Genomic DNA, 13,052 nt, shown 5'->3' on the forward strand with positions numbered 1-13,052 from the left:
TTGACCCCCCTAGCGTGATCCTCTAAAGTGGGAGGAAGTGTGAAAAAGTGGGGTAAATGGTGTTTCAAGGTGCGTCAGCTCTCAATTTGGATGCAAAAGGCAGGATGTCTATTCCCGCCAAGCATCGTGACGCCTTGTTGGTTCAAGGCGAGGGTCGAATCACGCTGACAAAACACCCTGATGGCTGCCTTTTGCTTTTTCCAAGGCCGGAGTGGGAAACCTTTAGAGCAAGGGTTGCGCAACTTCCGATGGATGCCCATTGGTGGCGCAGAATTTTTCTCGGTAATGCAGCTGAAATGGATCTTGATAGTGCAGGTCGCGTATTAGTAGGTCCAGAGTTGCGTGCAGCTGCAGGACTAGAAAAAGAAGTGATCTTGCTTGGTATGGGTAGTCATTTGGAATTGTGGGACGCAGCAACTTACGCTGCAAAAGAACAGGCTGCAATTGCACTAGGTATGCCTGAAGCACTCAAGCAATTTAATTTTTGATGACAGGGTGCTATGAACATAACTCATCGCCCAGTGTTACTGGCCGAGGCGGTGACGGCGCTAATCAGTGGTCCGCTCATTCAGAATCAAAACGCATCAGAAAATATTGTAGTGATCGATGGAACATTTGGGCGGGGTGGTCATACCCAGGCATTGCTCAAGCAGCTTCCTCCAACCGCGCGCATGATTTCTTTCGACAAGGATTTAGATGCGATCGCAGTTGCACAGACAATCCAAGATCCACGTTTAACGATCGTGCACGACAGCTTCGCACGGATGGATCAATATGCCCAAGCAGAATCGGTCGATGGAATTTTGTTAGATCTCGGAATCAGTTCTCCGCAGGTGGACGAAGCGCACCGTGGGTTTTCATTTCGTCGCGCAGGACCTCTCGATATGCGGATGAATACAGAGCAGGGCTTGACAGTGGCAGAGTGGTTGGAGCAGGCATCGCTCGAGGAGATCACTTACGTGATTAAGACTTACGGCGAAGAGCGTTTTGCATTTCAGATTGCTAAAGCTATTGTGGCTAAGCGAGAAGAGGGATTGTCACCAAAAACAACCACTGAATTGGCTGCACTAGTAGCTAGCGTGGTTCGCACACGCGAAGTTGGTCAAGATCCTGCAACCAGAACTTTCCAAGCCTTACGGATTTTTATTAATCGCGAATTGGAAGATTTGGAATTAGGCCTAAAGGCTGCTCTGCGTTTATTAAAGCCAGGAGCGAGACTAGCTGTCATTAGTTTTCACTCCTTAGAAGATCGCATTGTTAAACAATTCTTGCAATCCAACGCCAAAGTGGAAGTGCCACGTGGCCTTCCAGTGCGCGATAGAGATTTGCCACAAAGTGCCTTAGAAATTATTGCTAGGGTAAAGCCCAGCGACATTGAGATTTTAGAAAATCCGCGTGCACGCTCCGCAATTATGCGAGTAGCAGAAAAGCGTATCGGAGCATTTGCATGAATCGTGCAACTCTAACCTTGCTCGCTTTACTTTTAATTTGTGCACTCTCTTTGGTGGCGGCACAGCAACGAGCTCGAAAACTATTCATCGCACAAGAGCGGGCTCAAATTGAAGAGCGCGCTTTGAAGCAAGAAGGATTGCGTTTGGAATACGAACAGCGCAACCTATCTAAATCTGCACGGATTCGTGATGTAGCACGCAATCAATTGCATATGTCCCCAATTTCTCCTGAGCGTACTCTGTATTTAAAGGAGGCTAAATGAGGCCGGTTGGTTTTTCTACTACCCCAAATTTAGTGCTGCGCCTGCCAATGTGGCGGTCGCGCTTGATGCTATTTCTCCTGTTCTTTGTATTCATGTTGCTATTGCTGCGTGCATTTTGGATTCAAGGTCCGGGAAATGCGTTTTATGAAGCCAAGGGTGTACGTGGCACACAACGAGAGTTAGAGTTGCCTGCCAGTCGCGGCAAGATTTTGGATCGCAATGGTCAAGTCATTGCTACCAGTCTTGAGGCAAAGTCTGTGATTGCTTACAACGATACAGTTCCCGATGATTTAGCAGCAGATAAAGTTCAAAAGCTTGCGAGCTTATTGCAAATGAGTGAAGCAGAATTGCGCAGGAAACTCAAAGAAGAACGCAAGCAGATTTTCCTAAAACGTCAGGTTGAACCAGCTATTGCTCAACAAATTAAGCAGCTTGAAATACCTGGCATTGGTCTAAATAATGAATATCGTCGTTTCTATCCAGAAGGCGAGGCGATGGCACATGTGGTGGGCTTTACCAATGTGGAAGATCGTGGCCAGGAGGGAATGGAGCTTTCCAGGGAGAAAGAACTTGCTGCACACCCTGGGCAAAGACGGGTAGTCATTGATCGTTTAGGTCGTGTTGTGGAAGATGTAGCAATTGAGCAATTGCCGCAAAACGGCAAAGACTTACAACTGTCGATTGATAGCAAGATTCAATATCTTGCCTATAACGCGGTAAAAGATGCTGTGATTGAGCATCATGCTAAAGCGGGCGGCGCAGTGGTCTTGGATACTCAGACTGGCGAAATTTTGGCTTTAGCAAATTACCCAAGCTACAACCCAAACGATCGCAGAAATCTGAGTGGTGAGCAACTCCGTAATCGTGTGATGACTGATACGTTTGAGCCTGGCTCAACAATGAAACCATTAACTGTTGCAATTGCCTTAGAAAAAGGTGCCGTTGCACCCAATACCAATATGGTGATTGGTGCGAAATATCTGGTTGGTCCAAAACCGATTACTGATACACATCCATATGGAAATCTCACGGTTGCTCAGATCATTCAAAAATCAAGCAATATTGGTACCGCAAAGATTGCAATGAATAATCTCTCACCAGAAGAGATGTGGGATTTTTATACTGCTGTAGGTTTGGGGCAGGCTCCAAAAATTGGTTTCCCTGGAGCAGTTGCAGGAACTGTCCATCCATTTAAGAAGTGGATGCCTACTGACCAGGCCCGTATCGCATTTGGATATGGTATTTCGGCATCGCTGTTTCAGGTGGCTCGTGCTTACACAGTGTTTGCGCGTGATGGCGAATTGGTACCCCTCACGATTGAGCGTAGCCCTGAATTTAAGCCAGGCACTCGAGTGCTTTCAGCAAAAACTGCTATTGAAATGCGCGGCATGATGGAGGCCGTAACCGAGCCTGGCGGCACAGCCGTGAAAGCGCAGACTGAGGGATATCGTGTTGGCGGTAAAACAGGTACTGCTCATAAGTTAGTAGGTAAGGGATATGGAAACTCGTACCGCGCTTATTTTGCTGGACTAGCACCGATTAGTGCGCCACGTATCGTGGTTGCAGTCATGATTGATGAACCCACTGGTGGAAGTCACTATGGTGGCGATGTCGCTGCACCGGTTTTTTCAACGATTGTTGGTGAAACACTGCGTACATTGAATGTGTTGCCAGACAACAAAGTGAAACAGATGGTTCTGGAGGATAAGAGTCCTGCAGAAATTCGTACTGCGAATGTGCAGACACAGCATGTGGCTTTGAAAAGATGAGGGCAGTAGTGAATATTGAGCCCAGTCTCTTAATTGATCGTTTGCATGAACTAGCGAAGAGCTCTGTAACAGTGAGTGCAGATAGTCGCCAGATTCAATCTGGCGATATCTTTTTTGCTTACCCAGTTGGTCATGGGTCTGTATTACGGGATAGCCGTCAATTTATTGAAGCGGCATTAAATGCTGGTGCAGCAGCAGTTGTATTTGATCCCCTGGATTTTGCTGAGCAGTATGCAGAGCATCCCCAATGTATTCCGGTTGAAAATCTTGCAGCTAAAGCGGGTGAAATTTGTGCGCAGTGGTATGGGCATCCAAGTCAGCAATTAAAAGTGATTGGGGTCACAGGTACTAATGGGAAAACGAGCATTACCCAATGGCTAGCCCAAGCACTGGATGGGGCTAATCACCGAACGGCAGTCTTGGGGACTTTGGGGACCGGCTTCCCAGGTGCGTTAGTTCAAACTGGCTACACCACACCCGATGCTCCCAAGTTACAAACTCAATTAAAAGAATTATTAGATGCTGGAGCCAAACAGGTGGCGATGGAAGTTTCATCACATGCACTGGATCAAGGTCGAGTATCTGGAACCCAATTCAATTGCGCTGTGTTTACCAATTTGACCCAAGATCATCTGGATTACCACGGCAGTATGGCTGATTATGCGCAAGCTAAAGCCAAACTATTTCAGCAATCCAATTTAGAGCATGCAGTACTCAATTTTGATGATTCATTTGGCCGTGAATTGGCTATGAAACTTTTGGCTAAAGCTGAGACAAAAGTTTGGGCTTATGCCTTAAGTCAAAAAGCACTTGAAGGCTTTGAAAAGTTTGGTGATCGTTTGCAGCGAGTATATGCAAAAGACATTATCTTGAATGGTGCTGGCTATGATGTTGTATTTGTATGTGAAAACCTTGGCCAAAGCGTACTGCATCTTCCATTGTTGGGTGAATTTAATGTAAGCAATGTACTGGCAGTTTGGACTGTATTACTCAGTCAAGGCTTGACTTGCGAAGAGGCTGGCAAAAGAATTTCCCAATTGCGTCCTGTTCCAGGCCGTATGGAGCTGATTGAATTGGGTAAACAGCAAAAGTCTGAGGGCTTAATGGTAGTCGTGGATTATGCCCACACACCAGATGCGCTCGAAAAGACATTAAAAGCATTAAGACCAATCGCTGAGCAGCGCGGTGGAAAAATTTGGTGTGTATTTGGTTGTGGTGGCGATCGTGATCTTGGTAAACGCCCACAAATGGGTGCTGTAGCTTATCAAACCGCAGATTACATTGTGATTACCAGCGATAACCCACGCTCTGAAGAGCCTCAGGTAATTATGGAAATGATTCGCTTTGGTATTACTGCTGCTGCCGAGAATGTACAAATGGTTGAGGATCGGGCAGCTGCGATCATGGCTGCGGTACGCAATGCCTCTTCTAAAGATGTCGTTTTAGTAGCTGGCAAGGGTCATGAAACTACTCAAGAAATTCACGGTAAGAAATTTGACTTTTCTGATCAAGAGCATATTCGTCTAGCGGCTGGGGGATTGGTGTGATGTCGAGTATGACCACATTAGCTCAAGTACATGCAATGTTGCCTGGTAGCAAGTTGCTCAATATTTCTGAGGAAGATGCGCAAGCATTAAATATCTCTCGTGTCGGTACCGATAGCCGCCAAATTGAATCCGCAGAGTTATTTGTGGCTTTATCTGGCGAGCGCTTTGATGCGCATGATTTTTTAAGCGATGTTGCGCAGGCTGGCGCAGCTGGTGCATTAATTAGCAATACCGAAAAATGTCCTACAAATCTTTGTGCAGTTTGTGTTGCTGATACCCGCTTTGGCTTAGGCGAATTGGCGAAAGAATGGCGAAAAGCTCACCCGATCCCATTGGCAGTCGTTACTGGTAGCAATGGTAAGACTACGGTTAAAGAAATGATTGCCGCTATTTTTAAAGCTGCGGTAGGAGAAGGGCACACTTTAGTTACCAAAGGTAACCTCAATAATGAGATTGGGCTACCTTTAACCTTACTCAAACTCAGATCAACAGATCGCCTTGCTGTGGTTGAGTTAGGTATGAACCATCCGGGTGAGACTGCCCAATTAGCAGCGATTGCTCAGGCCAATATTGCATTAATTAATAATGCGCAGCGTGAACATCAAGAGTTCATGGCAACGGTGGCGGCAGTAGCACAAGAGCATTCTGATGCCATAAAGGCCTTGCCAAAAGACGGCGTTGCAGTCTTTCCCGCAGATTCGGAGTTCACTCCAGTTTGGCAAGCGGCTGCGGCGGGTCGCAAAGTCATTGATTTCGTTTTACAGTCTGGCAACACAAAGACTCAAGCCGCTGTCAAGGGCATGCTCTTGAATAACGGCCATGTCCAAGTGGAAACTGAACTAGGCTCGATAGAAGTTCAATTAAATACACTCGGTAGCCACAATGTCCGCAATGCTTTGGCTGCAAGCGCAGTAGCAATAGCAGCCGGCGTTAGCCTTGAAAAAATTAAAGAAGGCCTCGAAGCGTTTGCTCCAGTGAGCGGGCGCATGCAGACTAAGAAAATTGATTCACATTACACCCTAATTGATGATAGCTATAACGCTAATCCAGATTCAGTGAGAGCAGCGATTGATGCTTTAAAGCAGTCCGGAGATATGGCTTGGTTAATTTTGGGTGATATGGGTGAGGTAGGCAATCAAGGACCTGAGTTTCATCGTGAGGTTGGTGCCTATGCTGCTGAGCAGGGCATTGCTCAGTTATTTGCCTTGGGTGAGCAATGTCAATTTGCTATTAAAGGTTTTGACGAGGCCAAGAAAAACAGTCAATTTGAGAAGAGTGCCCAACATTTCTCAGATGTGGATAGCTTGATTGCGCAATTGAGGGGCGCCCTTCAAGCCAAGTCAAATTCGAGCAATTCACATATTCATATATTGGTTAAAGGTTCCCGTTTTATGCGCATGGAGCGTGTAGTGCAAGCCTTATTAGAGGAGGCTAAAACATGCTCTTAATTTTGGCGCAATGGCTCCAAGACGACTACGGCTTTTTGCGAGTCTTTAACTACATCACCTTTAGAGCAGTGATGGCAACCGTTACTGCTTTGTTGATTGGTTTGGCTGCTGGCCCGTGGGTCATTCGTAAATTGAGCGCTTTAAAGATGGGTCAGGCAGTCCGTACCGATGGACCACAAACGCATTTAGTGAAATCCGGTACTCCAACCATGGGTGGTGTATTGATCCTGATTGGTATTTTTGTTTCTTGCATGTTGTGGGCTGATTTAAGCAATCGTTTTATCTGGATTGTGATGATTGTTACTTTTGGATTTGGAGCAATTGGTTGGGTTGATGATTATCGTAAGGTTGTACGCAAAGATCCCAATGGTATGGCCTCAAGAGAAAAGTTCTTTTGGCAGACCTTGATTGGTTTATTTGCAGCAATTTATTTGGCGTTCTCAGTTTCTGAGGCAAATAACCTCAAAGTATTGCAATTGTTTTATGAATGGCTCCAAAGCGGTTTTGCACTAGACCTTCCAGCAAAAACTAATTTGCTAATCCCTTTCATGAAAGAAGTGAGCTATCCATTGGGAATGATGGGCTTCATCATTTTGAGCTACTTGGTGATGGTGGGTAGTAGTAATGCCGTTAACCTCACTGATGGACTAGACGGCCTAGTCATCATGCCGGTCATTTTGGTCGGTGCAGCACTGGGTGCATTTGCCTATGTGATGGGTAATGCCATTTACGCTAAATATTTACTATTTCCATACATCCCAGGCGCTGGAGAGTTGCTGATCTTTTGTGGCGCGATGGGCGGTGCTGGTTTGGCTTTCCTCTGGTACAACACGCATCCTGCGCAAGTATTTATGGGTGATGTTGGAGCGCTGGCCCTGGGCGGCGCACTCGGAACAATTGCAGTCATTGTTCGTCAAGAGATCGTACTTTTTGTAATGGGCGGAATCTTTGTTGCAGAAACCGTTTCAGTAATGCTGCAAGTGGTTTGGTTTAAGTTGACTAAAAAATATTGTGGCGAGGGACGGCGTATTTTCCGTATGGCACCCTTGCACCATCATTTTGAATTGGGTGGTTGGAAAGAAACTCAAGTGGTAGTGCGCTTCTGGATTATCACCATTCTCTTAGTATTAATTGGTTTATCTAGCTTGAAATTACGGTGAGCCACAAGTCAATATGTTGAATATAGAAAATACTTTCGCTAACCCAGCCTTAATATCTGATTCAGCTTATCAGGCACCTCATCGCTTTTTGATTTTAGGTTTAGGTGAATCAGGTGTTGCCATGGCGAAGTGGTGTTTGCGCAATGGCGCTGCAGTACGGCTGGCAGATACACGCGAACCAACAAATTTGACCGAGCGTCAGAATGCTTGGTTAGATGAATTAAAGATTGCAGGTCTGAAAGATATTCAGTTTGGAGCATTCACTGATGAGTTGCTGGTGGATATTGACGTGATTGGTATTAGTCCTGGCTTATCACCGATTCAAGAGCCAAGCCAATCCTTTTTGATCAAAGCTAGAAAAGCCAGAATCGATGTTTGGAGCGAGATTGAATTTTTTGCTCGCGCTATGGCGGGTTTGGATCGCATGGCGCAATTAATGGAGTCAACTTATTCCAGTTCAGTCTTAGCAGTTACAGGTACCAATGGCAAAACGACGACTACCGCATTAACTGGTCAACTCTGTGAGCGCGCTGGTAAGAAGGTTGCAGTAGCTGGGAATATCAGTCCTGCCGCTCTTGATAAGTTGATGGATTGTTTAAATGGAGCAGATCAGATTGAGGATATGCCAGATATTTGGGTGCTCGAGTTATCTAGCTTCCAGCTGGTCTATACCAACACTCTAAATCCTACTGCTGCCACTGTTTTAAATCTATCGCAAGATCACTTGGATTGGCATGGTGATATGTCCGCATATGCAGATGCAAAAGCCAAGATATTTGGTGCCGACACCGTTTGCATTTTGAACCGCGATGATTCTCTAGTGATGAATTTGCTTTCAGATGAGCAAAGGGCAGAAAAATCGATCGTGACTTTTGGATCTAATCGCCCAGATGAACAAGGTGCTTTTGGTATTGAGCATGACTTGCGCGCGGGCGGTATTGATTGGTTGGTATGGGCTGAGATAGATGAAGATCTTGAGCCTAAACCAAAGCGCCGTCGGAAGTCTGCTGAGATTGCAGAAGATGAGCCATTGCGCTTAAAGCGTTTAATCCCTGCTGATGCATTACGTATTCGGGGTCGTCATAACGCATTAAATGCCCTGGCTGCACTTGCTTTAGCCAGAGCTGCTAATTTGCCAATGAGTGTGTTGTTGCATGGTCTTCGTGACTACCATGGCGAACCACATCGTGTTCAAAGTATTGCGATTGTGAACGACGTTGAATATGTGGATGATAGTAAGGGTACAAATGTCGGCGCCACTGTTGCGGCCTTAAACGGTTTGGGTAGTAACGAGTCTGGTAAACGAATTTGGTTAATTGCTGGTGGTGATGGTAAGGGGCAAGATTTCAGCCCATTGCGTGAGCCAGCCTTACGTTTCGTAAAAGGCGTTTTCCTGATTGGAAAAGATGGCCCTACCATTGGCGAATCTTTAGGTGGCGACATTCCTTGCACATTAAGTGGCAACTTAGAGGCTGCTGTAAAAGCTGCTGCACAACAAGCTCAGTCTGGTGATCTCGTTTTACTGTCACCTGCATGTGCAAGTTTGGATCAATTTAAAGATTATGTTGCTCGTGCACAGGTCTTTGCTGCAGAAGTCGAAGAGTTGGGAATGCGTTTCGAAGGAGTTCAGGCATGAATTTAAAAGAAAAATTCTTTCCAGAAAATCGTTTGAGCCTAGATCGCTTCTGGAATTTTTCTAGAGGTGGAATTGATAACTTCCGCACCGGCTTAAGAGATGCAGTGTCTGGTGTAGAGCAAACTCGCTCACGCATGATGGAGTATGACCAGTTGTTGGTTTGGGCCGTTCTCTCCCTGGCCTTAATTGGCTTAGTCATGGTCTATTCAGCCTCAATTACATTGGCTGACGGCCCTAAGTATGCCAATTACAGCAGCAACTTTTTCCTCATTCGTCACGTAATCTCTTTAGTGATTGCAATTGGAGTTGGCATCTGGGTATTTAAGATTCCAACCAAAGTGTGGGATCGATATTCACCAGTGATTTTTGGCATCACAGTGTTACTACTAATCGCTGTACTTATTCCAGGTATTGGTAAGGGCGTCAACGGCGCTAGACGTTGGATTCCATTGGGATTAATGAACTTCCAACCTTCGGAGTTAATGAAATTTGCAGCAGTCATTTTTGCTGCTAGCTATACAGTGCGTCGTCAAGAATATTTACATTCCTTCTCTAAGGGAATGTTGCCTATGGGTATTGCAGTTGCTTTAGTAGGTGGCCTTTTGATGAAAGAGCCTGATATGGGTGCTTTCATCGTGATTGCCATCATCGCTTTTGGCATTCTATTTTTGGGCGGTATCAATGCCAAATTATTTGGGGGCCTAGTAGCGGTTGGAATTGCCAGTGCTGTCACCATCATCGCACTATCACCATTTAGGCAAAAAAGGATCATGGCATTTGTGGATCCTTGGCAAGTTGATAACGCAGCCAATAAGGGCTATCAGTTAACTCACTCCTTGATGGCATTTGGTCGCGGGGAATGGTTTGGTTTGGGGCTTGGGGGCAGTGTTGAGAAATTGCATTACTTACCTGAGGCTCATACCGACTTCATTATGGCGGTGATTGGTGAAGAGCTTGGGTTTGTTGGCGTGCTCGTCATGATTTTCTTGTTCTATTGGGTGGTTCGCCGTGCCTTCTTAATTGGCCGAACTGCTTTACAGTTGGATCGTAGCTTTGCTGGACTGGCTGCAAAGGGTGTAGCGATTTGGATCGGTTGGCAGGCCTTTATCAATATGGGTGTGAACTTGGGCCTACTTCCAACTAAAGGTTTGACTTTGCCCTTAGTCAGTTACGGTGGCTCAGGTATTTTGATGAATGCAGTAGCAATTGCAATGCTGTTGCGCATTGATTATGAAAATCGCGTTTTGATGCGTGGAGGGAAGCTGTGACAAGACCCTCAATTTTGGTGATGGCTGGCGGTACTGGTGGGCATATATTCCCAGGCCTGGCTGTCGCCGAATATTTACGGGTCTGCGGTTGGAACGTGTCGTGGCTAGGAAATCAAAGCGGTATGGAATACCGCCTAGTGAAGTCTTGCGATTTTCCATTTGAAGCCATTGAGTTTGGAGGATTGCGCGGCAAAGGACTAAAGCCTAAGTTAATGCTACCAATCAACTTAATTCGCGCTTGCTTCCAGAGTTGGAAAATTATGCGTCGCATTAAACCCTCGGTTGTATTAGGTATGGGTGGTTACATTACCTTTCCAGGCGGTTTAGTAAGTAAGTTATTAAAGCGCCCTCTCGTGCTGCATGAGTCAAATTCTGTTGCTGGTAGCGCTAATCGTGCGCTTACCAAAATAGCAATGCGGACCTTAACGGGATTCCCAAATACGATGAATGGTGCAGAGTGGGTCGGCAATCCGATTCGCGAAGAATTTGAGCATGTCGCTCCAACAGCTGTCCGTTACGATCAACGTCATGGCCCTCTATCTATTTTGGTGGTTGGAGGCAGTTTAGGGGCAGCAGCACTGAATGAAACGATCCCTGCAGCCTTGGCGCTAATCTCAAAAGATGCACGTCCCCTGGTTATTCACCAAGCTGGCGACAATCACCTCGCGGATTTGCAAAAGCACTACGCAGATATGGGTGTGACAGCGGATATACGTCCATTTATTGAAGATATGCCAACCGCTTACGCACAGGCAGATCTGGTGATTTGTCGTGCTGGCGCCATGACGGTAGCCGAGGTTGCCGCATGTGGGGTTGCTGCATGTTTTATTCCATTTCCATTTGCAATTGACGATCATCAAACAGCAAATGCAAAGTTTTTGGCTGATGCAAACGCTGCAATATTGTTGCCCCAGAAAAATCTGAATCCGCAAGATTTAGCACTCATGCTGCAAAACTTGAACCGTGAAGATTTAAAAGAAATGGCTTTGCGGGCACACGCTTTAGCTAAGCCAAACGCAACTCAACGAGTGGCTGAGGTTTGTGCAGATTGTGCGGGGGTGGGCGTATGAAACATATTGTTCAGCAAATCCATTTCATTGGTATTGGTGGTGCCGGTATGAGTGGCATTGCAGAAGTACTCTTGAACCTCGGTTATCAAGTATCTGGATCGGATTTGGCTGAGGGCGCGGTAACCAAGCGCCTTAAAGAATTGGGTGCTGTTATTCACATTGGGCACGATCCTAAAAATATTGGTACCGCTGAGGCTGTTGTGATTTCAACAGCTGTTGCTGGTAATAATCCAGAAGTGTTGGCAGCGCGTGCGGCGAAGATTCCAGTGATTCAGCGCGCAGTCATGTTAGGCGAGTTGATGCGCTTAAAGCAAGGCATTGCGATTGCTGGCACACACGGTAAAACTACAACAACGAGTTTGGTCGCATCTGTATTAGCAGAGGGCGGTTTAGATCCAACATTTGTGATTGGCGGTAAGCTCAATTCTGCAGGTGCTAATGCGCGCTTAGGGCGCGGTGATTTCATTGTGGTTGAGGCTGATGAATCAGACGCCTCTTTCTTACAGCTTTTTCCAGCAATGGAAGTGGTGACTAATATCGATGCTGATCATATGGATACTTACCAGCACGATATGGCTAGGTTGAAGCAGGCCTTTGTGCAATTTATCCAGCGCATGCCTTTCTATGGTGTAGCAGTTTTGTGTATTGATGATGCTAATGTGCGAGATATTATTCCATTTGTATCTCAGCCAGTCTTGCGGTATGGTCTTTCAGAGGATGCAGACATTCGGGCGAGCAATGTGCGTGCTGATGGAACATGCATGCACTTTACCGTAGAGCGTCGCACTGTTCGTAGGCATGGCAATAAGCCAGGCCCTCTCGAGGTAATACTGAATTTGCCGGGCTTGCATAATGTCCGTAATGCCCTGGCTGCTATTGGAATTGCTACTGAGCTTGGTGTTAGTGATGAAGCAATCACAAAGGCGCTCTCTGAATTTAGTGGTGTTGGCCGACGTTTCCAGCGTTATGGCGATATTGCACTTACTTCTGGCGGCAGCTTTACCTTAATTGATGACTATGGTCATCACCCAGTTGAGATGGCGGCAACTTTAGCAGCTGCACGTGGTGCTTTTCCTGAGCGTCGCTTGGTCTTAGCATTTCAGCCACATCGCTTTACAAGAACGCGGGATTGCTTCGGTGAGTTTGTCCAAGTCTTGAGAAATTTTGATGCTTTGGTATTAACTGAGGTATATCCTGCTGGCGAAGCAAAAATTCCTGGGGCAGATGGTAAGAGTTTGATGAAGGCTGCTCTTGCAGAAGATAAAAACGCTAAACACCCCTTAAATTCTGCTGCAACTATTTATGCGGCAAGTATTGCCGAGATGCCAGAAAAACTTAGCCAAGTCCTGAAGGATGGCGATGTCTTAATTACGATGGGTGCAGGTTCTATCTCTGCTTTGCCACACTCTTTAGTGGAGGCAAAAAGTGTCTAAGTCTGAA

General features: G+C 46.1%; 11 protein-coding genes. All 11 read left to right on the plus strand.

From position 1 onward, the window contains the following. Positions 1-59: 59 nt before the first annotated feature. From mraZ to murC, 11 genes are read left to right on the plus strand one after another with little or no spacing between them, the layout of a single operon-like run. Entirely contained in the window at positions 60-488 is a 429-nt protein-coding gene (gene mraZ, locus IEN92_RS04370) for a division/cell wall cluster transcriptional repressor MraZ (protein ID WP_215376719.1), read from the plus strand. Between the two features lie 12 nt (positions 489-500). Continuing rightward, positions 501-1,451 (plus strand): 16S rRNA (cytosine(1402)-N(4))-methyltransferase RsmH, encoded by a 951-nt coding sequence (gene rsmH, locus IEN92_RS04375; RefSeq protein ID WP_216160916.1) that lies wholly within the window; start codon positions 501-503, stop codon positions 1,449-1,451. Continuing rightward, positions 1,448-1,714, plus strand: a complete 267-nt coding sequence (ftsL, locus tag IEN92_RS04380; RefSeq protein WP_215374908.1) for a cell division protein FtsL — start codon at positions 1,448-1,450, stop codon at positions 1,712-1,714. Before rsmH ends, ftsL begins: the two co-directional genes overlap by 4 nt. After that, positions 1,711-3,483 carry a penicillin-binding protein 2 gene (locus IEN92_RS04385; RefSeq protein ID WP_216160919.1) on the plus strand — a complete coding sequence of 591 codons (1,773 nt, stop codon included), beginning with the start codon at positions 1,711-1,713 and terminating at the stop codon, positions 3,481-3,483. The genes ftsL and IEN92_RS04385 overlap by 4 nt, the downstream gene beginning before the upstream one ends. Beyond that, positions 3,480-5,030, plus strand: a complete 1,551-nt coding sequence (locus IEN92_RS04390) for a UDP-N-acetylmuramoyl-L-alanyl-D-glutamate--2,6-diaminopimelate ligase (RefSeq protein ID WP_216160921.1) — start codon at positions 3,480-3,482, stop codon at positions 5,028-5,030. The genes IEN92_RS04385 and IEN92_RS04390 overlap by 4 nt, the downstream gene beginning before the upstream one ends. Further along, complete coding sequence (gene murF / locus IEN92_RS04395; RefSeq protein WP_216160924.1) at positions 5,030-6,478, plus strand: UDP-N-acetylmuramoyl-tripeptide--D-alanyl-D-alanine ligase; 1,449 nt, start codon at positions 5,030-5,032, stop codon at positions 6,476-6,478. Before IEN92_RS04390 ends, murF begins: the two co-directional genes overlap by 1 nt. After that, entirely contained in the window at positions 6,469-7,638 is a 1,170-nt protein-coding gene (gene mraY / locus IEN92_RS04400; RefSeq protein WP_215374921.1) for a phospho-N-acetylmuramoyl-pentapeptide-transferase, read from the plus strand. Before murF ends, mraY begins: the two co-directional genes overlap by 10 nt. 13 nt (positions 7,639-7,651) lie before the next feature. Beyond that, a complete protein-coding gene (gene murD / locus IEN92_RS04405; RefSeq protein ID WP_216160927.1) occupies positions 7,652-9,274 on the plus strand; it encodes a UDP-N-acetylmuramoyl-L-alanine--D-glutamate ligase in 1,623 nt (540 codons plus the stop codon). After that, positions 9,271-10,542 carry a putative lipid II flippase FtsW gene (ftsW, locus tag IEN92_RS04410; protein ID WP_215374926.1) on the plus strand — a complete coding sequence of 424 codons (1,272 nt, stop codon included), beginning with the start codon at positions 9,271-9,273 and terminating at the stop codon, positions 10,540-10,542. Before murD ends, ftsW begins: the two co-directional genes overlap by 4 nt. Then, complete coding sequence (murG, locus tag IEN92_RS04415; RefSeq protein ID WP_370623865.1) at positions 10,539-11,612, plus strand: undecaprenyldiphospho-muramoylpentapeptide beta-N-acetylglucosaminyltransferase; 1,074 nt, start codon at positions 10,539-10,541, stop codon at positions 11,610-11,612. Before ftsW ends, murG begins: the two co-directional genes overlap by 4 nt. Then, positions 11,609-13,045: a UDP-N-acetylmuramate--L-alanine ligase gene (gene murC / locus IEN92_RS04420; protein ID WP_216160930.1), complete on the plus strand. Its 1,437-nt coding sequence runs from the start codon at positions 11,609-11,611 to the stop codon at positions 13,043-13,045. Before murG ends, murC begins: the two co-directional genes overlap by 4 nt. Positions 13,046-13,052 lie beyond the last annotated feature (7 nt).

The sequence above is a fragment of the Polynucleobacter sp. MWH-Creno-3A4 genome, from assembly GCF_018881885.1.
Taxonomy (GTDB): Bacteria; Pseudomonadota; Gammaproteobacteria; order Burkholderiales; family Burkholderiaceae; genus Polynucleobacter.

Coding starts and splice junctions, on each gene's coding strand:
- IEN92_RS04385 (WP_216160919.1), top strand. CDS start 1,711: ATGAGGCCGGTTGGTTTTTCTACTACCCCAAATTTAGTGCTGCGCCTG.
- mraY (WP_215374921.1), top strand. CDS start 6,469: ATGCTCTTAATTTTGGCGCAATGGCTCCAAGACGACTACGGCTTTTTG.
- murD (WP_216160927.1), top strand. CDS start 7,652: ATGTTGAATATAGAAAATACTTTCGCTAACCCAGCCTTAATATCTGAT.
- murF (WP_216160924.1), top strand. CDS start 5,030: ATGTCGAGTATGACCACATTAGCTCAAGTACATGCAATGTTGCCTGGT.
- ftsW (WP_215374926.1), top strand. CDS start 9,271: ATGAATTTAAAAGAAAAATTCTTTCCAGAAAATCGTTTGAGCCTAGAT.
- ftsL (WP_215374908.1), top strand. CDS start 1,448: ATGAATCGTGCAACTCTAACCTTGCTCGCTTTACTTTTAATTTGTGCA.
- IEN92_RS04390 (WP_216160921.1), top strand. CDS start 3,480: ATGAGGGCAGTAGTGAATATTGAGCCCAGTCTCTTAATTGATCGTTTG.
- rsmH (WP_216160916.1), top strand. CDS start 501: ATGAACATAACTCATCGCCCAGTGTTACTGGCCGAGGCGGTGACGGCG.
- murC (WP_216160930.1), top strand. CDS start 11,609: ATGAAACATATTGTTCAGCAAATCCATTTCATTGGTATTGGTGGTGCC.